Annotated in this window: 19 protein-coding genes; 10 read left to right on the forward strand and 9 right to left on the reverse strand. The window is 67.7% G+C overall.

Annotation, left to right across the window (positions count from 1 at the left end):
- Nucleotides 1–36 precede the first annotated feature (36 nt).
- The 6 genes from DWF00_RS15300 to DWF00_RS15325 are packed head-to-tail and all read left to right on the forward strand — an operon-like array spanning nt 37 to nt 6978.
- Nucleotides 37–1674, forward strand: a complete 1638-nt coding sequence (locus DWF00_RS15300; RefSeq protein ID WP_114829505.1) for an ABC transporter substrate-binding protein — start codon at nt 37–39, stop codon at nt 1672–1674.
- Entirely contained in the window at nt 1671–2690 is a 1020-nt protein-coding gene (locus DWF00_RS15305) for an ABC transporter ATP-binding protein (RefSeq protein ID WP_114829504.1), read from the forward strand. The genes DWF00_RS15300 and DWF00_RS15305 overlap by 4 nt, the downstream gene beginning before the upstream one ends.
- Entirely contained in the window at nt 2687–3679 is a 993-nt protein-coding gene (locus tag DWF00_RS15310) for an ABC transporter ATP-binding protein (RefSeq protein ID WP_114829503.1), read from the forward strand. Before DWF00_RS15305 ends, DWF00_RS15310 begins: the two co-directional genes overlap by 4 nt.
- Nucleotides 3679–4614 carry an ABC transporter permease gene (locus DWF00_RS15315; RefSeq protein WP_181832656.1) on the forward strand — a complete coding sequence of 312 codons (936 nt, stop codon included), beginning with the start codon at nt 3679–3681 and terminating at the stop codon, nt 4612–4614. The genes DWF00_RS15310 and DWF00_RS15315 overlap by 1 nt, the downstream gene beginning before the upstream one ends.
- Nucleotide 4615: 1 nt before the next feature.
- A complete protein-coding gene (locus DWF00_RS15320) occupies nt 4616–5488 on the forward strand; it encodes an ABC transporter permease (RefSeq protein ID WP_114829501.1) in 873 nt (290 codons plus the stop codon).
- Between the two features lie 11 nt (nt 5489–5499).
- Complete coding sequence (locus DWF00_RS15325) at nt 5500–6978, forward strand: alkaline phosphatase family protein (protein ID WP_114829500.1); 1479 nt, start codon at nt 5500–5502, stop codon at nt 6976–6978.
- A gap of 23 nt (nt 6979–7001) precedes the next feature.
- Here DWF00_RS15325 and DWF00_RS15330 read toward each other — a convergent pair whose 3' ends face one another.
- The 5 genes from DWF00_RS15330 to DWF00_RS15350 all read right to left on the reverse strand — a co-directional run bounded on the left by DWF00_RS15330 (nt 7002) and on the right by DWF00_RS15350 (nt 10719).
- Nucleotides 7002–7274, reverse strand: a complete 273-nt coding sequence (locus tag DWF00_RS15330) for a hypothetical protein (protein WP_114853043.1) — start codon at nt 7272–7274, stop codon at nt 7002–7004.
- A gap of 108 nt (nt 7275–7382) precedes the next feature.
- A complete protein-coding gene (locus DWF00_RS15335) occupies nt 7383–7766 on the reverse strand; it encodes a hypothetical protein (RefSeq protein WP_114829498.1) in 384 nt (127 codons plus the stop codon).
- Between the two features lie 147 nt (nt 7767–7913).
- Entirely contained in the window at nt 7914–8744 is an 831-nt protein-coding gene (locus tag DWF00_RS15340) for an ABC transporter permease (RefSeq protein ID WP_114829497.1), read from the reverse strand.
- 5 nt (nt 8745–8749) lie between these two features.
- The gene (locus DWF00_RS15345; protein WP_114829496.1) at nt 8750–9646 is read right to left on the reverse strand and encodes an ABC transporter permease; all 897 of its coding nucleotides are present in this window, start codon (nt 9644–9646) and stop codon (nt 8750–8752) included.
- On the reverse strand, nt 9643–10719 hold the full coding sequence (locus tag DWF00_RS15350; RefSeq protein ID WP_114829495.1) for an ABC transporter ATP-binding protein: 1077 nt from the start codon (nt 10717–10719) through the stop codon (nt 9643–9645). The genes DWF00_RS15345 and DWF00_RS15350 overlap by 4 nt, the downstream gene beginning before the upstream one ends.
- 328 nt (nt 10720–11047) lie before the next feature.
- Between DWF00_RS15350 and DWF00_RS15355 the strand changes: the two genes are divergently transcribed.
- Nucleotides 11048–11737, forward strand: a complete 690-nt coding sequence (locus tag DWF00_RS15355) for a GntR family transcriptional regulator (RefSeq protein ID WP_114829494.1) — start codon at nt 11048–11050, stop codon at nt 11735–11737.
- Nucleotides 11738–11745: 8 nt separating this feature from the next.
- On the opposite strand, the gene DWF00_RS15360 is transcribed toward DWF00_RS15355, so the two are convergent.
- The 4 genes from DWF00_RS15360 to DWF00_RS15375 form a co-directional block, all read right to left on the reverse strand.
- Nucleotides 11746–12789: an amino acid ABC transporter permease gene (locus DWF00_RS15360; protein WP_114829493.1), complete on the reverse strand. Its 1044-nt coding sequence runs from the start codon at nt 12787–12789 to the stop codon at nt 11746–11748.
- Nucleotides 12786–13949: an amino acid ABC transporter permease gene (locus DWF00_RS15365; RefSeq protein WP_114829492.1), complete on the reverse strand. Its 1164-nt coding sequence runs from the start codon at nt 13947–13949 to the stop codon at nt 12786–12788. The genes DWF00_RS15360 and DWF00_RS15365 overlap by 4 nt, the downstream gene beginning before the upstream one ends.
- A gap of 31 nt (nt 13950–13980) precedes the next feature.
- On the reverse strand, nt 13981–15006 hold the full coding sequence (locus DWF00_RS15370) for an amino acid ABC transporter substrate-binding protein (RefSeq protein WP_114829491.1): 1026 nt from the start codon (nt 15004–15006) through the stop codon (nt 13981–13983).
- A 271-nt stretch (nt 15007–15277) separates the two neighbouring features.
- Nucleotides 15278–16696, reverse strand: a complete 1419-nt coding sequence (locus tag DWF00_RS15375) for a M20 family metallopeptidase (protein ID WP_114829490.1) — start codon at nt 16694–16696, stop codon at nt 15278–15280.
- Nucleotides 16697–16893: 197 nt separating this feature from the next.
- On the opposite strand from DWF00_RS15375, the gene DWF00_RS15380 reads away from it, so the two are divergent.
- The 3 genes from DWF00_RS15380 (at nt 16894) to DWF00_RS15390 (ending at nt 20711) form a co-directional block, all read left to right on the forward strand.
- Nucleotides 16894–18681 carry a peptide ABC transporter substrate-binding protein gene (locus DWF00_RS15380; RefSeq protein ID WP_114829489.1) on the forward strand — a complete coding sequence of 596 codons (1788 nt, stop codon included), beginning with the start codon at nt 16894–16896 and terminating at the stop codon, nt 18679–18681.
- Nucleotides 18682–18844: 163 nt separating this feature from the next.
- The gene (locus DWF00_RS15385; RefSeq protein WP_114829488.1) at nt 18845–19804 is read left to right on the forward strand and encodes an ABC transporter permease; all 960 of its coding nucleotides are present in this window, start codon (nt 18845–18847) and stop codon (nt 19802–19804) included.
- A complete protein-coding gene (locus tag DWF00_RS15390) occupies nt 19770–20711 on the forward strand; it encodes an ABC transporter permease (RefSeq protein ID WP_114829487.1) in 942 nt (313 codons plus the stop codon). The genes DWF00_RS15385 and DWF00_RS15390 overlap by 35 nt, the downstream gene beginning before the upstream one ends.
- Nucleotides 20712–20732: the final 21 nt, after the last annotated feature.

Raw genomic sequence — 20732 nt, forward strand, 5'->3', positions numbered from 1 at the left:
ACGCCAGCTTTTCCTTTGCGCCACCAGGAGGGTTCGATGACTGGACTCACTCGCCGCCATACGCTCGCTCTCGGCGCCGCCTCGGCCGCCGGCCTGATCCTGCCGCGCTTCGCCATCGCGCAATCGGATAACCGGCCCTCGATCACCATCGCGGTCCAGAAGATCGCCAATTCCAACACGCTGGAGACGCTGCGCGAGCAGTCCAATGTCGGCACACGTACCTTCTACAGCTATGCCGAGGCGCTGATCGACACCGATTGGGGCGGCGACCTCTCGCTGCGGCCCGGCCTCGCCACCTCCTGGCGACGCATCGACGACCGCACCCTGGAGCTGAAGCTGCGCCAGGGCGTCAAGTTCCATAATGGCGACGTGATGACGGCCGAGGACGTTGCCTTCTCCTTCGGCGTCGACCGGATGTGGGGCGGCTCGGCTCAGACTGGCCAGAGCGGGCTGTTCGGCTCGGTCACCGGCGGCGCGGTCGGCAAGCAGCCGCCGGCCGAGGTGGTCGCGGTCGCCAAGCGTGCCTTCCCGAGCTTCGAGACAATCGAGATCGTCGATCCGCAGACCATCCGCTTCGTCAACAAGACGCCGGATGTGACGCTGGAAGGGCGCCTCTCGCGCAATATCGGCATCATCGTCTCGCGCCGCGCCTTCGCCGAGACCGCCTCCTGGCTCGACTGGGCCCGCAAGCCGATCGGCACCGGCCCGTACAAGATCGCCGAGTTCAAGCCGGACCAGTCGCTTACGCTCGTCGCTCATGACGAATACTGGGGCGGCCGCCCGCCGCTGAAGAGCATCCGCTTCGTCGAAGTGCCCGAGACCTCCTCGCGCATCAACGGCCTGCGCTCGGGCGAATACGACTTCGCCTGCGACATCCCGCCGGACCAGATCGGCGAGATCGAGAAGGACCCGCGCGCCGAGGTGCTGGGCGGGCTGATCGGCAACCATCGCCAGACCGTGTTCGACAAGACCCATCCGCAACTCGCCGACCCGCTGGTGCGCCGGGCGATGACCCATGCGATCGACCGCCAGACCATCGTCGATGCGCTCTGGGGTGGCCGCACCCGCGTGCCGAAGGGCCTGCAATGGGAGTTCTACGGCGACATGTTCGTCGCCGATTGGGATGTGCCGGCCTTCGACATGAACGAGGCCAAGCGGCTGGTGAAGCAGTCCGGCTACAAGGGCGACACGATCCCCTACCGCCTGCTCAACAACTACTACACCAACCAGGTCGCGACCGCGCAGGTGCTGGTCGAAAGCTGGCGCGAGATCGGGCTCAACGTCCAGATCGAGAGCAAGGAGAACTTCCCACAGGTCCTGGCCAAGGGCCCGACGCGGGCGGTGCGCGACTGGTCGAACAGCGCCTCCTTCAACGACCCGGTCTCCTCGATCACCTCCAGCCATGGCCCGACGGGCCAGCAATGGCAGGTCGGCGAATGGACCAACGCCGAGATGGGCAAGCTCTCCGACGTGCTGGAGAGCTCGACCGACCGGACCCAGCGCAAGGCCGCCTTCCGCCGCATGCTCGAGATCTGCGAGCGCGAGGACCCCGCCTACACCGTGCTGCACCAGACGGCGAACTTCACCGCCAAACGCAAGGATATCCAGTGGAAGGCGGCGCAGTCCTTCGTGATGGATTTCAGCGCGCGTAACTGGGGCGGTATCCGCTCGTGAGCGAGAGGCTCGACAGGTTCGGCAGCGTCGAGACCCCGCTGGTCGACATCCGCGGGCTCACCGTCTCCTTCGACGGGGTGAAGGTGCTGCACGGCATCGACCTCTCGATCGCGGCGGGCGAGGCGGTCGGCCTCGTCGGCGAATCCGGCTGCGGCAAGTCGGTGACCTGGCTCGCCGCGCTCGGCCTGCTGCCGAAGAAGGCCAGCATCACCGGCAGCGTCAGGCTCGACAGCACCGAGCTGATCGAAGCCAAGCCCGACGTGCTCGACAAGGTCCGCGGCGGGCGCATCGCCATGATCTTCCAGGACCCGGCGAGCGCGCTCAACCCGGTGATCCGGCTGGGCAAGCAGGTCGGCGAGGCGCTGGCGCTGCATCGCGGCCTATCGGGCGGCGCGGTCAAGGCCGAGGCCAAGCGGCTCTTCGACCTCGTCGGCATTCCCGATGCGGCGCGCCGGCTCGACGCTTTCCCGCATGAACTCTCCGGCGGCCAGAACCAGCGCGTCATGATCGCGATGGCGCTCGCCGGCCAGCCGGACCTGCTGGTGGCCGATGAGCCGACGACCGCGCTCGACGCGACGATCCAGGCGCAGATCCTCGAATTGCTCGGCGACATCCGGCGCGAGACCGGCATGGCGCTGGTGCTGATCAGCCACGACCTCGGCGTGATCTCGCAGACCTGCGACCGGGTCTGCGTGATGTATGCCGGGCGCATCATCGAGACGGCCGAGGCCGTCGAGCTGTTCCAGCAGCCGCTGCATCCCTACACGCAGGGGCTGATCGCGGCGCTGCCGCCGCTCGAGGGCGTGCGCCGCAGGCTCGACCCGATCGAGGGCAACGTCCCCGAACCCTGGAACCTGCCGCCCGGCTGCGCCTTCGCACCGCGCTGCCCGCGCCACAGCGAAGCCTGCGATGCCGGCGTGCCGCCGCTCGCCATGAAGGCGCAGGGCCGCTTCGCCGCCTGCATCAAGACCGCGCAGGCCCAGTCGGCGCGCACGTCGGAGTTCGTCTTCGCATGAGCGCGCCGCTGCTTCAGGTCCGCAATGTCGCGCGGTATTATTCGATGCGCCGCGGCCTGCTCGGCCGCCCGGTCGATGTCCGAGCGGTCGATGGCGTCTCGCTCACCGTCGAGCGCGGCAAGACGCTCGGCGTCGTCGGCGAATCCGGTTCGGGGAAGTCGACCACCGGCCGCCTCGCGCTCGGGCTGGAGAAGCCCGATGCCGGCGACGTCCTGTTCCAGGGCTCGGCCCTGCCGGCGCTCGGCACTGCCGAGTGGCGCAAGGTCCGGGCGCGGATGCAGATGATCTACCAGGATCCGCTCGGCGCGCTCGACCGGCGGCTCTCGATCCTCGAACAGGTGCGCGAGCCCTATGACGTCCATGGCATCGGCGCTGCCAAGGAGCGCGATGCGCTCGCGGTGAAGCTGCTGCAATCGGTCGGCCTGCGCGCCGACCAGGGCGAGCGCTATCCGCACGAGCTCTCCGGCGGCCAGCGCCAGCGCGCCGTGATCGCTCGCGCCTTGGCGACCAAGCCCGACCTGCTGGTCTGCGACGAGCCGGTCTCGGCGCTCGACGTCTCGATCCAGGCGCAGGTGATCAACCTGCTGGTCGACATCCAGCAGGAGCTCGGCCTCGGCCTGCTCTTCATCAGCCACGACCTCAAGGTCATCCGGCAGGTCAGCCACCGCGTCGCGGTGATGTATCTCGGCCGCATCGTCGAGGAGGGCGAGGCCGACCTGCTGCTCTCGACCCCGGCGCACCCTTACACCGAGGCGCTGGTCTCGGCCGCGCCGGTGCCGGGGCGGCGAGCCCGCCCGCGCATCGTGCTGCAGGGCGACCCGCCCAATCCCGCGGCGCGGCCCTCGGGCTGCGCCTTCCATCCGCGCTGCCATGCCGCGCGCGAGCGTTGCAAGGTCGAGAGCCCGGCGCTGCTGCCGCTGCCCGATGGCCGCCTGACCGCCTGCCATGTCGCGCATGACCAGGCCAACTTCCTGAAAGCCGCAAGCTGATGCTGCGCTTCTTCTTCATAAGGCTCGGCCGCGCGGCGCTCACCGTCGCGCTCGTCGTCACCTTCGCCTTCATCGTGCTCAGGCTCTCGGGCGACCCGGCGCTGATCATCATGAGCGTCGATGCGCCGCCCGAGGCCATCGCCGCCTTCCGCAAGGCCTGGGGCCTCGACGATCCGATCTGGCTGCAATACCTGCGCTATTTCTCGGCGATCGGGCAGGGCGAGCTCGGACAATCGATGCGCGACGGCCGGCCGGCAATCCAGCTCGTGGCCGAACGCATCCCGGCGACGCTGGCGCTGACCTTGCCTGCCCTGGCGCTGAAGCTCGGCATCGGCATTCCCGCCGGGATCTACGCCGCGCTGCACCGCGACAGCCTGACCGACCGCATCGTCATGATCACGGCGGTGGCCGGCTTCACCATTCCGAGCTTCGTGCTCGGGCTCGTGCTGGTGCTGATCTTCTCGGTGCAGCTCGGCTGGCTGCCCTCGGGCGGGCAGGAGAGCTGGCGCCACGCCATCCTGCCGGTGCTGACGCTCGGCATCGGCGGCGCGGCGGTGCTGGCTCGCTTCACCCGCAGCGCCATGCTGGAGGTGCTCGGCCAATCCTATATCCGCACGGCCAGCGCCAAGGGCGTGCCCTGGGCTCAGGTGGTGCGCGGCCATGCCCTGCCGAACGCGGCGATCCCGACCGTGACCATCGTCGGCTTCATGGTCGGCAGCCTGATCGCGGGTGCGGTCGTGGTCGAGAGCGTGTTCTCCTGGCCCGGCGTCGGCCGGCTGCTCGTGGTCGCCGTCTCAAATCGCGACCTTGCCGTGGTGCAGTGCATCCTGCTGCTGGTCGCGGTCACCATGGTCAGCGCCAACCTGATCGTCGACCTGCTCTATGGCGTGCTCGACCCGCGCCTGCGCAGCGGCGCCAAGGCCGGGGGGCATTGAGATGGCCGATATCACAGCCTCAGCCGCCCCGGTCGTCGCCAGCAAGGCCGCGCCGAAGCCGAAGAAGCGCATCCCGCTGCTGGTCTGGTTCGGCATCATCTGGATCGGTTTCATCATCGTCGTGGCTGTGTGCGCCGACTGGATCACGCCCTATCGCTTCACCGCCTACGACCTGCGCAACCGGCTCTCGCTGCCCTTCCACCCGCTGCACTGGCTCGGCACCGACGAACTCGGCCGCGACGTGCTCTCGCGGCTGATCATCTCGATCCGCATCTCGCTGCTGGTCGCCTTCGGTGCGACGGTGATCTCGGCGGTGTTCGGCACCTTGATGGGCTTCATCGCGGCGCATTTCCGCGGGCTGGCCGAGCAGGCCGTGCTGATGCTGGCAGACTTTCAGGCGGCGATGCCGTTCCTGATCCTGGCGCTGTCGGTGTTGGCCTTCTTCGGCAACTCGCTGTCGCTCTTCATTTGCCTGATGGGGCTCTATGGCTGGGAGCGCTACGCCCGCATCGCACGCGGTCTCGCCATCTCGGCCGGCGCGCAGGGCTATGCCGGCGCGGTCAGACAGATCGGCGCCACGCCGTCGCGGGTCTATCTGCGCCACATCCTGCCGAACATCGCCTCGACGCTGATCGTCTCGATGACGCTGACCTTCCCCGAGGTGATCCTGCTGGAGAGCGGGCTCTCCTTCCTCGGCCTCGGCGTGCAGCCGCCGATGACCAGCCTCGGCAACATGGTCGGCTATGGCCGCGAGTACCTGACCCGCGCGCCCTGGATCATGCTGGCCCCGGCCTGCACGATCGTGCTGACCACGCTCGCCGTCAGCCTCGTCGGCGACTGGCTGCGCGACCGGCTCGACCCGACTCTTCGCTGAGGACTTAGCCTATGACCACCACCAAGCCTGCGGCCGACAAGGTCGTCATCTGCGTCTTCGACGGCCTGCGCCCGGACTTCATCACGCCGGAGCAGACGCCGAACCTCGCCCGCTTCGCCGGGCAGAGCACCTGGTTCCGCGAGGCGCGCAGCGTCTTCCCGTCGATGACCCGCGTCGCCACGACCTCGATCGCCACCGGCGCGCCGCCGCGCGTGCATGGCATCATGGGCAATGCCTTCCTGTTTCCCGAGGTCACGCGCGAGCATGTGCTCGACCTCGGCCGGGCCGACGACATTGCGCTGGCGGAAGAGAAGACCGGGGGCCGCTTCGTCGAGGCCGAGAGTTTTGGCGACGTGCTGGCCCAGGCCGGCAAGAAACTCGCCGTCGTCCATACCGGCTCGGCCGGTTCGGCCTATCTGATCAACCCGTCCGTCCGAGCGAACGGGCACTGGACCTTTTCGATCTTCGGGCGCGACCACACGCGGACACCGGAGGCGGTCGACGAGGTGATCGCGCGCTTCGGGCCACTGCCGCCGCGCACCCTGCCGCGCTTCGAGGAGACCGACTATGCCGAACAGGTCTTCCGCGAGCATGTGCTGGAGACGCTGAAGCCGGATGTCGCGCTGGTCTGGTTCAACGAGCCCGACACCTCCTTCCACTATCGCTTCCTCGGCTCGCCGGAGACGCTGAGCGTGCTCAAGCATGTCGATGCCGCCTTCGGACGCATCCTCGACTGGGTCGCGGCGCAGCCCGATGCCGAGCGCTATGCGGTGGTCGCCGCCTCCGACCATGGCCAGATTTCGAGCAGCGATGCGCTCGACCTCGCCGGCCTGATCAATGCGCAGGGCCATGCCGGCCGCCGCGCCGCCGAGCGGGTGCTCGAAGGCGCGAGCTTCGCCATGACCGGCGGCAACATGGGCGAGATCCGCATCCTCGAGGGTGGCATTGAGAGGCGCGATGCGATCGCGGCCTGGCTGCGCGAGCAGGACCTGCTCGGCATGCTGTTCTCGGCGGCGCGCAACGAGGTCGAGGGCGAGGTCGAGGGCAGCTTCGCGCTGCCGCTGGTCGATCTCGGCCATCGCCGCCAGCCCGACATGGTCTATGTGCTGCGCTCCGGCAACGAGGCCGACGCCTACGGCAATCCCGGCCTCGGCCTGATCACCAAGGGCGACGTCCCGGTCGGCGGCGGCATGCATGGCGGCCTGAACCGCTACGAGCTCAATACGGTCCTGATGGTGCAGGGCGAGGGCTTCGAGGCGGGCCGCACCGAATCCGGCCCGAGCGGCATCATCGACATCGCCCCGACCGTGCTCGGCCTGCTCGGGCTTGCGCCGGCCGCCAGCATGGTCGGCCATTCATTGGCGAGCGCGAATGGACTGGAACTGCGCCCGCGCAGCTTCGAGGCGGGGGCGGGCGGCTTCCGTCAGATGCTCGACATCGTCGACCGCGGCGGCGCCCGCTTCGTGGTGCAGGGCGGCCGCGCAGCTTAAGCCCGAGGCGGAGCGCCTCGCCCTTACTCGGCCTCTTCGGCCGAGGGAGCAGGGGCGCGGCCACGGGCGGGGCCGGCAGGAGGGGCTGGTGCCGCCGAGCCGGCGCGGGCCTGGTCCAGGCATTGCGCCATCTCGGGCGAGCCGACCAGCATGCCGCGGCCCTGGCAGCGCTGGCTCGATTCGACGAGGTCGCCGGTCGGCCGCCGCTCCGAGGACGGGGAGGAGGAGAACATGGACGAGACTGTGGAGCAGCCGCCCAGGAGCACGACCGCAGCCGCCGCAGCAATCAAACGCATCAATCAATCCCCATTACGCAAGTGAATCCCCGCGCCATGGTGCGGAATGAGCGGCGCGATTTCAATGGGTTGTCGTCGCTGCGCCGCAGCGAGACGGCGCGCGCGCCTTCAGAACGACGAGCAGGCCTGGTTCGAGCGGGTCACGGTGGTGTTGCCGGCCGTCGTCGTGGTCTGGTTCGTGGTGCAGTTCATCGGCTGGGCCGGTGCCGGCGTGGCCGCAGGCTGGCTGCCCTGGGTGCGGTTGAAGTCCTTCCAGTTCTGGTCTTCGCGCCTCTGCCAGTCGCGCTCCTGGGCCGCGGCCCGATCAGCGTCGGCGGAGCGGGAGGCGGCGGCGGTGTCCATGCATTGCGCCAGCTCCGGCGAGCCGGCAGCGAAGCCGAGGTTCTGGCATTGCTGGCTTTCGGCGATGAGGTCCCTGCGGCGCTGTCCCTCGGGTGAAACGCACCCGGTCAAAACAAGTGCGGTGGCGATCAGGGGAAGCAGCAGGCGCATAGGCGAAGTCCTTGTGGAAGTCCTGAACCCTACACGGCTCCAGCGGCTTTGCCACGGGGGGTCGCTTGTCTGCGTGCCGGATTTTGAAATGCGAAGGGCCGGCGCATCGGGGATGCGCCGGCCCTTCCATTGGTACTTGTCGTCGGCTCAGCGCTTGGCGCGGGCGACGATCTGCGTCGGGTTGACGAAGCGCAGCGCGATCACCAGCCAGATCAGCGTCGTCACCATGTAGACCACGGCCATCGCGTCGATCGACTGCACGGCGCGGACGCCGGCGGCGAAGACTGCGTAGTAGAGCGCCACCACCAGCGTCTGGCTGGTCGGGCCGGCCGTCAGGAAGGTCAGCTCGAACATCGCGATGGTGCGGACCAGCACCAGGAGCAGCGCCGCCAGGATGCCGGGCATGAGCAGCGGCAGCAGGACGTGGATGAAGAGCTTGAAGGTGTTGGCGCCGAAGACCCGCGCCGCGGCCTCGATCTTCGTGTCGATCTGCTCGATGAACGGGATCATCACCAGGATGACGAAGGGCACGGTCGGCACGAGGTTGGCGAGCACGACGCCGGACATGCTGCCGGCGAGGTTGAGCCGGTAGAGCACCGTCGCCAGCGGGATGCCGAAGGTGATCGGCGGCACCAGCAGCGGCAGCAGGAAGAGCAGCATCACCAGCTTCTTGCCGGGGAAGTCGCGGCGGGCCAGGGCATAGGCGGCGGGCACGCCGAGCAGGCCTGAGAACAGCACCACCAGGAAGACGATCTGGAAGGTGACGCTGAGCACGTCGCCGAGCTGGAACTCGGCCCAGGCGGCGGAGTACCAGCGCGTCGTCCAGCCGGCCGGCAGCCAGGTGCCGAGCCAGCGCGTGGCGAAGGAGCTCGTGACCACGGTCGCGATCATGCCGAGCAGGTTGAGCAGGAAGAAGCCGATCAGGAACCAGTTGGCGGCGGCCCAGAGCTTCGTGGAGAGACGGGTATCGGCAACCATGTGGCTCAGCCCTTTCCGCCGCCGGCCGGACCGCGATAGAGCATGCCGCGCGCGGCAAGCACCAGAACGACGATCGCGAGCTGGACGAGGCCCATGATCATCGCGACTGCGGATGCCATGGAGTAATCATATTCCTCGAAGGCCGCCTGATAGGCCGCGATCGAGATCACCCGGGTCGGACCCGCCGGCGCGCCGAGCAGCACGGCGGAGGGGAAGACCGAGAAGGCCTGCACGAAGGACAGGCAGAAGGTGATCGCGAGGCCCGGCAGCAGCAGCGGGAAGAGGATGTTCTTGAAGCGCTCCCAGGGACCCGCGCCCAGCGTCGCACCCGCCTGTTCCAGCGCCGGGTCGATGCCGGTGAGGTAGGAGAGCGTCAGCAGGAAGGTGAAGGGGAAGCCGGTGATGACCAGCGAGAGCATCACGCCCCAGTAATTGTGCAGGAGCTTGATCGGCGTCGAGATCAGCCCGATCGTCATCAGGGTGCGGTTGAACCAGCCTTGCGGTCCCAGATAGTTCAGCAGGCCCTCGGCGACGAGCACGGTGCCGAGCGTGATCGGGATCACCAGCAGCGTGGTCAGCAGGCGCTGGTGCTTCATCAGGCGGACGCGGAAGGCGATCGGCACCGCCAGCACCAGCGTGGCGATGGTGACGGGCAGAGCGAGCCAGAGCGTCGTCGCGATCGTGCCGTACAGGAACGAATCCGAGAAGAAGCGGGTGTAGTTGGCGAAGGCGTTGCCCGCCTTCGGCGTGAAGGACAGGAACAGCCCGTACAGGAACGGGTAGATGAACAGCGCCACGACGAAGAGCGCCGCCGGCAGGACCAGCATGGTCAGGCCGTCGAGCCCGCGCGCGGCGAGCCTCTGTTTCAGGGGAATGGCGTTGACCGCCTCGACGGAGCTCATGCCTTGCCCCCGGTGAAGACGAGCACGCGGTCGGGATCGGCGCCGAGCGTGACGGTGGCGCCGGGCTGGAGCTTCTGCTCGGCAAGGAAGGAGAGGCTGGTGCCGTCCTCCATCTTGGCGAAGCCGACGAACTCGCGGCCGCGGAACTCGGTCGAGACCAGGTTGGCGACGAGGCCGCTCTGGCCAGGCGCGTTCGGGTGCAGGTCTTCTGGCCGGATCGCGACCCAGGCGCTCTGCCCGACGGCGACGCTCTCGCGGACGCGGCCGGTCACGGTCGCGCCGCCAATGGCGATCTGGGCCGTGCCGCCGTTGACGGCGGTGACCTTGCCGGCAACCGTGTTGCGGAAGCCCATGAACTCGGCGACGTCGAGATGGTCGGGCCGGGAGAACAGGTCTTCGGGCGTGCCGACCTGCCGAACCACGCCTTCGCGCATCACGACGATGCGGTCGGCGAGCGAGAGCGCCTCTTCCTGGTCGTGCGTCACGTAGATCGTGGTGGCGCCGAGCGTGTTGTGGATGCGGCGGATCTCGGCGCGCATCTCGAGGCGCAGCTTGGCGTCGAGGTTGGAGAGCGGCTCGTCCATCAGCACGAGCGGCGGCTCGACGACGATGGCGCGGGCGATCGCGACGCGCTGCTGCTGGCCGCCCGAGAGCTGGCCGGGCAGCTTCTCGGTCTGGCCCTGCAGGTGCACCAGGGCGGCCGCCTCGGCGACGCGCCGGTCGGCCTCGGCCTTGGGCACGCCGCGCATCTTCAGGCCGAAGCCGATGTTCTTGTTCACGCTCATATGCGGGAACAGGGCGTAGTTCTGGAAGACCATGCCGAAGCCGCGCTCTTCCGGGCGCAGCTGGTCGATGCGCTTGTCGTCGAGCCAGATGCCGCCGCCGGTCGCGGGCAGCAGCCCGGCGATCAGGTTCAGCGTCGTCGACTTGCCGCAACCGGACGGGCCTAGCAGGGCGATGAACTCGCCCTTGGTGATCGTCAGTGAGACCTCTTTCAGCGCGTTGAAGCTGCCGAAATCGCGACTGAGTTTGTCGAGCTTGAGCTCGCGAAAGTTCGCTGCGTGAATCGTCATGGGGCCACGTGGTTGGAGCGGACGTTGGTGACGTGCCGGGACTGGCGATGAGGGAACAGGCCGGTTGGAGCCTGGCCGGTTTGGTAGCTGTATAGCCGAGTTAATTGCGCTTGGCGTCGCCGATTTCGTCAGGCGGAGTGGCCTTGAGCGGCTTGTTCTGAGCCATGGTTTCCCCTCCTGGCGATCGGATGTCGCCTTTTCGGTGTTCGTTCGCGGATCGTCTCGAAGCCTCGCCTGCGCGCATTCTCCGGAGCGATTCACGTCACGGCGGTTGACGTCGTGATGTGCTGATAAGTATGCTAGTATACTAGTGAACGAGGGCGTTGCAATGGCCATTTCCGCTGCTCGCCAGGGCACCGACCAGATCCACCGCGCCCTGCGCGCCGACATCCTCAATGCGGCTCTGCTTCCGGGCGAGGCGATGTCCGAGGCGCGCATGGCGGTGCAGTTCGGCGTCAGCCGCACGCCGGTGCGCGAGGCCTTCAAGCGGCTGGTCGAAGAGGGCTTTCTGGTGGTCGTGCCGCAGGTCGGCACCTTCGTGGCGCCGATCGACCTCGCGGCGGTCTATGACAGCCAGTTCGTGCGCGAGACCCTGGAGTGCCGGACGGTGTCGCTCGCGGCCGAGCGAATCAATGCTGCCGGCAAGGCGGCGCTCGACAACCTGATCGCGCAGCAGCGCATGGCGCTGAAGGCCGGCGACCGGCCGAACTTCTTCCGGCTCGACGAAGATTTCCACACCGAATTGTCGCGGCTCTCCGGTCACCCTCTGGTCTGGAGCCTGATCGAGAGCGTCAAGGCGCAGCTCGACCGGGTGCGCTGCCTGTCGCTGGAGACGCCGTCCTGGTCGGACATGATCATGAGCCAGCACGAGGAGATCGCGGCCTGCGTCGGCGCCGGTGACGCGGCAGGAGCGGAGCGGGCGATGCGGGCGCATCTGCGCACGGTGTTCGACGCGATCGAGGCGATCGCCCGCAACCATGTCGACGCCTTCGACAAGGGCGCGGCTGCAAACAAGTAGCTGGCCGGCTACCGGCGCCGGCTGCTCATTTCGATGTGCCGGCTCCAGCGCGAGAGCGCGAAGCAGATCAGCCAGTAGATCGTCCCGGAGAAGGCATAGGCCTCCATGTTCATGCCGACCCAGCTCGGATCGGCGAGCGAGGCTTGGGCGATGCCGAGCAGGTCGAGGATCGAGACCACGAGCACGAGCGTGGTGTTCTTGACCAGCGCGATGAACTCGTTGGTCATCGCCGGCAGCGAGATGCGCAGCGCCTGCGGCAGGACGATGAAGCCGGTCGCCTTCCAGTAGCCCAGGCCGAGCGCGGTCGCGGCCTCGCGCTGGCCGGCGGGCAGTGCCTGCAGGCCGCCGCGCACGGCCTCGGCCATATAGGCGGCGATGACGAAGCCGAGTCCGATCACGGCGCGCGCCAGCCTATCGATGCCGATGCCGCCGGGCATGATCAGCGGCAGCAGCAGCGAGGCCAGGAAGATCACCGCGATGATCGGCACGCCGCGCCAGAACTCGATGAAGAGCACGCTGACCAGCCGGATCACCGGCAGCTCGGATTGGCGTCCGAGCGCGAAGGCGATGCCGAGCGGGATCGCGATCAGGCTCGAATAGATCGAGATGAACACGGTCAGCATCAGCCCGCCCCATTCGCGGGTCTCGACCGGCCTGAGGCTCAGCCCGCCGCCGAGCAGCCAGATGCCGAGCAAAGGCAGCACGACCAGCGCGGCGAGGCCGAGCTTCAGGCGCAGGCGCGCGGGAGCGAAGACGATGGCGGCGCCGGCTAGCACGAAGATGATGCCGGCGAGGTTGACGCGCCAGCGCTCGTCGGGCGGGTAGAACCCGTACATGAACTGGCCGAAGCGGGCGCGCACGAAGACCCAGCAGGCGCCGCCGGCGGTGCAATCGTTGCGTGAGGTGCCAGACCAGCTTGCGTCGATCAGCGCCCAGCGGATCAGCGGCACGGCGATCCAGAGCACGAAGAGGCCGATGGCGAGGGTGAGCACGCCGGTTGCCGGCGTGCCGAACAGGCGGGTGCGCCAGCTTTGGGCGGCAGTGGCGCTCATCGCGTCACCAGCGCGATCCTGGCATTGTACCAGTTCATGAAGGCGGAGACGGCAAGGCCGATCACCAGATAGACCGCCAGCGTCATCGCGATGATCTCGATCGCCTGGCCGGTATTGGTCAGGGCCGAGCCCATGAACAGGCTGACGATGTCAGGATAGGCGATGGCCGCGCCGAAGGACGAGTTCTTCAGCACGTTGAGGTACTGGTTGGTCATTGGCGGGACCATGATCCGCATCGCCTGCGGGATGGTGACGAGGCGCAGGATCTGGGGGCGGCGCAGGCCGAGCGCCGAGGCCGCCTCGGTCTGGCCGTGCGGCACGGCCTGGATGCCGCCGCGGACGATCTCGGCGATGAAGCCGGCGGTGTAGGTGACGAGCGCGGCGAGCAGCGCCACGAATTCGGGGATGACGACGAAGCCGCCGCGATAGTTGAAGCCGCGCAGCACCGGCACGTCCCAACGCGTCGTCAGGCTGGCATAGGTCACGGCCAGGACCGGCACGAGGATGACGAGGACGAGGCCGATCGTCAGGACGGGTGCGTCCTGGCCGGTCCGCTCCTTGCGCAGCCGGGCCCAGCGCGCCACCAGCCATTGCGCCAGCCAGGCGAGCAGGATCGCCAGCAGGGCCCAGCGGAAGTTCGCCGGCGCATCGGGCAATGGGATGGTCAGCCCGCGGTTGTTCAGGAAGGCGACGCTGAAGACGCTGAGCGAGTCGCGCGGCGCCGGCAGGGCGGCGATGACGCCGAAATACCAGAACAGCACGAAGAACAGCAGCGGGATGTTGCGGACGAACTCGATATAGGCGCCGGCGATGGTCGAGAGCAGCCAATGCGAGGAGAGCCTGGCGATGCCGACGACGAAGCCGAGCAGGGTGGCGAGCGCGATCGCGATCACCGTGACCAGCATGGTGTTGGCGACGCCGGCCCAGAACAGGCCCAAGATGTTGTCCTGCTGGGTATAGCCGGTGAGGACGAAGGGCACCTCGATGCCCGAGGTCCGCCAGAGGAAGTCGAAGCCCGAGGCGATGCCGGCCTTGACCATGTTCTCCGACGCGTTGCGTACGAAGTAGACGATCAGGCCGACGAGCCCGAGCAGCAGCGCGGCCTGGTAGAGCAGGCCGCGCACGCGCTTGTCGTTGATGAACGCGAGAGCCTTGTCCAAGGCGTCAGGCCTTCAGGCCAGCCTCAGGCTCTCACTGGAAGGGCGGGGTGAAGAGCAGGCCGCCCTTGCTCCAGAGCTGGTTCTGGCCGCGCTCCATCTTCAGGGCCGAGCCCATGCCGACGGTGCGCTCGAAGCTCTCGCCGTAATTGCCGACCTGCTTGATCGCCTTGTACATCCAGTCGTCGGGCAGGCCCATCATGGCTCCGAAGCCGCCCTCGGCGCCGAGCAGGCGACGGACTTCCGAGTTCTTCGAATTGGCCTTCATCTCGTCGACATTGGCGGAGGTCACGCCGAGCGCCTCGGCGGCGATCATGCCGTTCAGCACCCAGCGCACGATCAGCTGCCAGCGCTCGTCGCCCCAGCGGGTGACCGGGCCCTGCGGGTCGTTCGAGATCGGCTGGGTCAGGATGACGTGGTCGCCCGGGACCTTGAGCTTGACGCGCTGGCCGGCGAGGGCGCCGACGCCGGCGGTATAGGCGTCGCAGCGGCCGGAATCATAGGCGGCGATGGCGTCGTCGTTCTTCTGGAAGTTGGTGATGGTGACCTTGAGGTTGCGCTCGCGGAACCAGTCGGCGGCGTTCTTCTCCTCGGTCGAGCCGGCGGCGACGCAGACCGAGGCGCCGTCGAGATCGGCCGCCGTCTTGGCGTTGGTCGACTTGCGGACGATGAAGGTCTGGCCCTCGTAGAAGTTGATGCCCTGGAAGTTCAGGCCGAGCGTGGCGTTGCGCGAGAAGGTGATGGTCGAGTTGCGCGAGAGCACGTCGACCTGGCCCGATTGCAGGATCGGCCAGCGCTGCTGCACCGAAGTCGGCGTGTACTTGACCTTGCTGGCGTCGCCGAGGACGGCGGCTGCCAGCGCCCGGCAATAGTCGACGTCGATGCCGCTCCACTCGCCCTTGTCGTTGGCGAAGGAGAAGCCGGGCAGGCCGAGATGCACGCCGCATTCGAGATTCCCGCGCGCCTTGATCGCATCGAGCGTCGGGCTGGGCGCGAGCTGTTGCGCCGTGGCGGTCGAGGCGCCGCCGGCAAGGAGCAGCGCCGCAATCAGATATCTCATGATGTGTTCCCCGGTTTTTTGATGCGCTTTTGAGGCTGCGCTGCGCGACTATGCAACAGACAGGCCGCAGCCGGTAGCTCGCCTTTCGGCACAGTCGGTTTGGGATCGCAGCCCATCCTCGCCGTCATTGCGAGGAGGCATAGCCGACGAAGCAACCCAGGGGGACCGGGTGAGCGAGACGCCCCTGGGTTGCTTCGCTGAGCCTGTACTCGGGCTTGCCGAAGGCAAGACCCGGGTGCTCGCAATGACGGCGAGGACGGGGCCAGCAGCTTCAGGCCACCGACATGGTGAGCGGTGGTTTCACCTCGGTGGGGAGCGGCGAGATGTAGCCCTCCGCGCCGACGCGGGCCTTGAGGTCGGCCTTGGCGGCTTCCATCAGCGCGGGATTCGAGAGCACGGCGGCGCCCGTTGCCGCCATCGCCTTGGCGACCTGGATCATGGCCTTGTGCGCGGCGGGAGCCTTGCCTTGCGCCACGACCTGCCAGGTGTGGAAGGGCGTACCGATCGCGACCGTCGGGGCATGGGCCTGCACGGTCGGCACCACCCAGCTGACGTCGCCGACATCGGTCGAGCCGATCATCGGGTTGCGCGGCGCATCCAGAGGCACGGTGAAGTCGGCCAGCGGCGCGTCGGTCTGGGCCAGGCCGATCGAGCGCCAGGACGAGGCGATCTCCTGCGGCGACAGCGTCGCGCGGATCTGGCGGGCGAAGTCCTTGTCGGCATCGTCGAAATGCGGCGGGCCGAGCTCTTCGAGGATATCGTGCATGGCGTGCTCGAGCGGGCCGTTGCCGACGACGTTCGAGACGGCGCTGACGATGCGCATCTCCATCTTGGTCTCGGTCATCAGCGCCGCGCCCTCGGCGATCTTGCGGACGCGCTGGACCAGTTCGAGCATGCCCGGCAGGTCGCGGGCGCGGATCGAATAGCGCACGCGGGCATGGGCCTGCACGACGTTGGGCGCGATGCCGCCGGTGTCGAGCAGGGCGTAGTGGACCCGCGCGTCGCTCGGCATGTGCTCGCGCATGTAGTTGACGCCGACATTCATCAGCTCGACGGCGTCGAGCGCGCTGCGGCCGAGATGCGGCGAGGCGGCGGCATGGGCGGCGCGGCCGGTGAAGACGAAATCGGCGCGGGTATTGGCGAGCGAGAGCGGCGGGGTGACCTCCCAGAAGCTCGACGGGTGCCAGGAGATCGCGACGTCGGCGTCCTCAAAAGCGCCGGCGCGGACCATGAAGGCCTTGGCGGCCCCGCCTTCTTCCGCCGGGCAGCCATAGTAGCGCACGCGGCCGGGGATCTTGTTCTCGGCGAGCCAGTCCTTCATCGCGGTGGCGGCGAGCAGTGCCGCAGAACCGAGCAGGTTGTGCCCGCAACCGTGGCCGTGGCCGCCATCCTCGATCGGGGCGTGCTGGGCTACTCCCGCCTCCTGGCTCAGGCCGGGCAGCGCATCGTACTCGCCGAGGAAGGCGATGACCGGGCCGCCTTCGCCGGCCTCGCCGATCACGGCTGTGGGAATCTCGGCGACGTTCTCGGTGATCCGGAAGCCCTGATGGCGCAATTCGGCGACATGTTCGGCGACCGAGCGCGCCTCGGTGTAGCAGACCTCGGGCATGCCCCAGACCCGCTCGCTCAGCGCGATGAAGCGCTCCTTGCTGGCATCGACATGGCGCCAGAGATCGTTTCGGTTGTCCATTTTAGTCTCACGGTGATGAGGAACGCGCCATTTGAGCAATTGGTGTGCCAGCCGTCCAGCGACTGGAGGGCGTAACGTCAACCGTTGCGCTGCACAATTGACGCATCGGTTGGCACATGCCTTGCTCTCGGGTCTCGGGGAAATGAGGGCTGAAGCCCTCGCGAGGTTACGTGGGTCTGAGGACCAGTGGAGGTTCCATGAACGAGCATAAGCTGCAGAAACTGATCGATGATGTGAAGGACGGAGGCCTGTCGCGGCGCTCGTTCATGCGGAAGGTGGTGGCTGCAGGCATCGCCGCTCCGATCGCCAGCCAGATGCTCGTCTGGAACGGCGTGGCGATGGCGCAGGCGTCGCTGCCCTACAAGCCGACCAAGGCCGGCGGCGGCGGCCCGCTGAAGCTCCTGCTCTGGCAGGCGCCGACGCTGCTGAACCCGCATTTCGCCAGCGGCACCAAGGACCAGATCGCCTCGCGCATCTTCTTCGAGCCGCTCGCCGGCTGGGACAAGGAGGGCAACCTCACCCCGCAGCTCGCCGCGGAGGTTCCGACCAGGGCGAATGGCGGGCTTTCCGCCGATGGCAAGGAGGTGATCTGGAAGCTGAAGCCGGGCGTCAAATGGCATGACGGCAAGCCGCTCACCGCCGACGACGTCGTGTTTACCTGGGAATATGCCGCCGATCCGGCGACCGCCGCCTACACCACCGGCGCCTACACCGACATCAAGGTCGAGAAGATCGACGACCTGACCGTCAAGGTCATCTTCAAGCAGCCGACGCCGTTCTGGGCCGACGCCTTCGTCGGCGTGACCGGCCAGATCCTGCCGAAGCATCATTTCGGCGAGTACAAGGGCGCCAAGTCGCGCGAGGCGCCGGCCAACCTGAAGCCGGTCGGCACCGGCCCCTACAAGTTCGTCGACTTCAAGCCGGGCGATATCCTGACCGGCGAGCGCTTCGCCGACTACCACGTCAAGAACCAGCCGCATTTCGACACGCTGGAGGTCAAGGGCGGCGGCGACGCGGTCTCGGCGGCGCGCGCCGTGCTGCAGACTGCCGAGTTCGACTATGCCTGGAACCTGCAGGTCGAGGACGAAGTGCTGAAGCGCATGGAGACCGGCGGCCGCGGCAAGGTCAGCACCGTGGTCTCGGGCGATATCGAGTTCATCATCCTCAACACCACCGACCCCTGGACCGAGGTCGACGGCGAGCGCTCCAGCGTCAAGACCAAGCACCCGACCCTGACGGACCCGAAGGTGCGCGAGGCGATCAACCTGCTGATCGACCGCGAGTCGGTGCAGAAGTTCATCTACGGCCGTGGTGGCATCGCGACGGCGAGCTTCGTCAACGAGCCGAAGCAGTTCAAGTCGCAGAAGCTGAAATACGAGTTCAACATCGACAAGGCGAACAAGATCCTCGACGACGCCGGCTACAAGCGCGGCTCCGACGGCATCCGCGAGAAGGACGGCAAGAAGCTCAAATACGTCTTCCAGACCTCGATCAACGCCCCGCGCCAGAAGACGCAGGCGATCATCAAGCAGGCCTGCCAGAAGGCCGGCATCGACCTCGAGCTGAAGTCGGTGACCGCCTCGGTCTTCTTCTCGTCGGACGTGGCGAACCCCGACACCTACACCAAGCTCTATGTCGACATGGAGATGTACACCACCACGCAGCCGCAGCCCGATCCCGAGCGCTTCCTCAACCAGTTCGCCTCGTGGGAGGTCGCCACGAAGGAGAACAAGTGGCTCGGCCGCAACGTCTCGCGCTACTCCGATCCGGCGGCCGACGAGGCCTACAAGGCGGCGCAGAAGGAGCTCGACCCGGCCAAGCGGGCAGCGCTCCTGATCAAGGTCAACGAGATCTTCTGCGAGGCGAACGTGATCCTGCCGCTGCTGTCGCGCACCCGCGTCGCCGCGGCCGTGAACAACCTGGCGCATGACCATAGCGGCTGGGACGTCGACACCTGGAACCTCGCGGCCTGGTATCGCACCTGAGCATGGCGACGCCCGTCGCGGAACCGTAACGCACTTCCGCGACGGGCGGGACCGCCGCTTCATCGACCCGGCTCGGCCGGATCGATGAAGCGGGTGGCAGCATGGCCCTTCCGAGCCGCCGGCCCAGCCTGCGGCTCACGCCCAACGATAAAGAGATATCTCCATGGCGACCTATCTCATCCGGCGATTATTGATCGCCATTCCCAGCCTCCTGGCCATCAGCCTGATCCTGTTCACGGTTCTGGCGCTGGCCCCGGGCGATCCGTTCGAGGAACTCGCGACCAATCCCAACGTACCGCCCGAGGTGCGCGCCGCGCTGCGGGCCAAGTTCGGCATCGATGACCCGGTGATGGTGCGCTATTTCCGCTGGCTCGCCGCGATGGCGCAGGGCGACTGGGGCTTCTCCTTCGCCAGCCGCATCAACGTCGACTCCCTCATCCTGCAGCGCGTGCCGACCACGCTCTTCGTCGTCGGCTCCTCGCAGCTGCTCGCGCTGGCGATCGCGCTTCCGGTCGGCATCTACGCGGCGACGCGGCCGTATTCGCTCTTCGACCAGATCGCCAACACGCTCGCCTTCGTCGGCTTCTCGCTGCCGACCTTCTTCACCGGCCTGCTCTTCATCCTGCTGTTCTCGATCTACCTGGACTGGCTGCCCTTCGTCTATCGCTCCGACATCGCCGCGACCGGCTGGCGCTGGTACTGGGAGATGCTGCGGCAGGCGATCATGCCGATCACGGTGCTCGGCCTGTTCCAGGCGGCCTCCTATACGCGCTACGTGCGCTCGGCCGTGCTCGACGTGGTCAGGCTCGACTACGTCACGACGGCGCGGGCCAAGGGCCTGAGCGAGCAGAAGGTGACGATCCGCCACGTCGCGCGCAACGCGCTGATCCCGGTCGTCACGCTCGTCGCGCTGCAGATGCCCGCCGTGTTCGGCGGCGCCATCGTCACCGAGCAGATCTTCCGGGTCCCCGGCATCGGCTCGCTGCTGATCAGCGCCATCCTCTCCAACGACACCCCGGTGGTGATGGCGGTGACCTTCGTCTTCGCCTGCCTCGTCGTCCTCTTCAACCTCATTGCGGATTTGCTTTATGGCTGGCTCGACCCTCGCATCTCCTTCCGCTGAACCGGCCGTGGCCGCGTCGGCGCGGGGCGTGTCGGTCTCGCCGGCGCGCGAGACCTGGCGCCGCTTCCGCCGCCACCGCCTGGCGATGATCAGCGCGCTCGTGCTCGGCATGCTCATCCTCGGCGTCGTCGTCGGGCCGTTCCTGTGGCCGGTGGCGATCAACGAGATCGACTTCTCGGCACAGCTGCAGGGCCCGTCCTGGGCCCATCCGTTCGGCACCGACGATCTCGGCCAGGACATCCTGGCCCGGATGATCTATGGCGGGCGCATCTCGCTGGCGGTCGGCCTTGCGGCCATGGTCGTGGCCACGTTCGTCGGCGTCATCGTCGGCGCGCTCGCCGGCATGTCGCGGCGCGCGCTCGACCCGTTCCTGATGTGGGTGACGGACCTGTTCCTGTCGCTGCCGCAGCTGCCGCTGCTGCTGCTGGTGATCTACCTGTTCCGCGAGCAGCTCAAGGCGGTGTTCGGCCTGGAGGGCGGCGTCTTCGTCCTGATCGTCGTCGTCATCGGCGGCCTGCGCTGGATGCCGGTGGCGCGGCTGGTCCGGGCGCAGTTCTTCTCGCTGCGCGAGAAGGAATTCGTCGAGGCGGCCAAGGCGTCGGGCGCGACGAGCTGGCGCCAGATGGTCCACCACATCCTGCCCAACGCGATCGGCCCGGTCATCGTCGCCGCCACGATCGAGGTCTCGTCCGCCATCATCGCGGAATCGACGCTCTCCTTCCTCGGCCTCGGCTTCCCGCCTGACATCCCGACCTGGGGGCGGCTCCTGTTCGACGCGAAGGACCAGCTCGACGTCGCCCCGCATTGGGCGATGTTCCCAGGCGCCGCAATTTTCCTTACGGTGCTCTCCATCAACTTCATCGGCGACGGCCTGCGCGATGCGCTCGACCCTCGTCGCGTGATCTGACAATCGAAACGACCGGAAACC

It is taken from the genome of Allobosea caraganae, from assembly GCF_003351345.1.
Classification (GTDB): domain Bacteria; phylum Pseudomonadota; class Alphaproteobacteria; order Rhizobiales; family Beijerinckiaceae; genus Allobosea; species Allobosea caraganae.

Excerpts from the sequence above, each read along its gene's own strand:
- DWF00_RS15380 (WP_114829489.1), top strand. The coding sequence starts at position 16,894 with ATGAACGAGCATAAGCTGCAGAAACTGATCGATGATGTGAAGGACGGA.
- DWF00_RS15385 (WP_114829488.1), top strand. The coding sequence starts at position 18,845 with ATGGCGACCTATCTCATCCGGCGATTATTGATCGCCATTCCCAGCCTC.
- DWF00_RS15340 (WP_114829497.1), bottom strand. The coding sequence starts at position 8,744 with ATGGTTGCCGATACCCGTCTCTCCACGAAGCTCTGGGCCGCCGCCAAC.
- DWF00_RS15370 (WP_114829491.1), bottom strand. The coding sequence starts at position 15,006 with ATGAGATATCTGATTGCGGCGCTGCTCCTTGCCGGCGGCGCCTCGACC.
- DWF00_RS15350 (WP_114829495.1), bottom strand. The coding sequence starts at position 10,719 with ATGACGATTCACGCAGCGAACTTTCGCGAGCTCAAGCTCGACAAACTC.
- DWF00_RS15355 (WP_114829494.1), top strand. The coding sequence starts at position 11,048 with ATGGCCATTTCCGCTGCTCGCCAGGGCACCGACCAGATCCACCGCGCC.
- DWF00_RS15315 (WP_181832656.1), top strand. The coding sequence starts at position 3,679 with ATGCTGCGCTTCTTCTTCATAAGGCTCGGCCGCGCGGCGCTCACCGTC.
- DWF00_RS15300 (WP_114829505.1), top strand. The coding sequence starts at position 37 with ATGACTGGACTCACTCGCCGCCATACGCTCGCTCTCGGCGCCGCCTCG.
- DWF00_RS15390 (WP_114829487.1), top strand. The coding sequence starts at position 19,770 with ATGGCTGGCTCGACCCTCGCATCTCCTTCCGCTGAACCGGCCGTGGCC.
- DWF00_RS15375 (WP_114829490.1), bottom strand. The coding sequence starts at position 16,696 with ATGGACAACCGAAACGATCTCTGGCGCCATGTCGATGCCAGCAAGGAG.
- DWF00_RS15325 (WP_114829500.1), top strand. The coding sequence starts at position 5,500 with ATGACCACCACCAAGCCTGCGGCCGACAAGGTCGTCATCTGCGTCTTC.
- DWF00_RS15310 (WP_114829503.1), top strand. The coding sequence starts at position 2,687 with ATGAGCGCGCCGCTGCTTCAGGTCCGCAATGTCGCGCGGTATTATTCG.
- DWF00_RS15320 (WP_114829501.1), top strand. The coding sequence starts at position 4,616 with ATGGCCGATATCACAGCCTCAGCCGCCCCGGTCGTCGCCAGCAAGGCC.
- DWF00_RS15335 (WP_114829498.1), bottom strand. The coding sequence starts at position 7,766 with ATGCGCCTGCTGCTTCCCCTGATCGCCACCGCACTTGTTTTGACCGGG.
- DWF00_RS15360 (WP_114829493.1), bottom strand. The coding sequence starts at position 12,789 with ATGAGCGCCACTGCCGCCCAAAGCTGGCGCACCCGCCTGTTCGGCACG.
- DWF00_RS15330 (WP_114853043.1), bottom strand. The coding sequence starts at position 7,274 with ATGCGTTTGATTGCTGCGGCGGCTGCGGTCGTGCTCCTGGGCGGCTGC.
- DWF00_RS15345 (WP_114829496.1), bottom strand. The coding sequence starts at position 9,646 with ATGAGCTCCGTCGAGGCGGTCAACGCCATTCCCCTGAAACAGAGGCTC.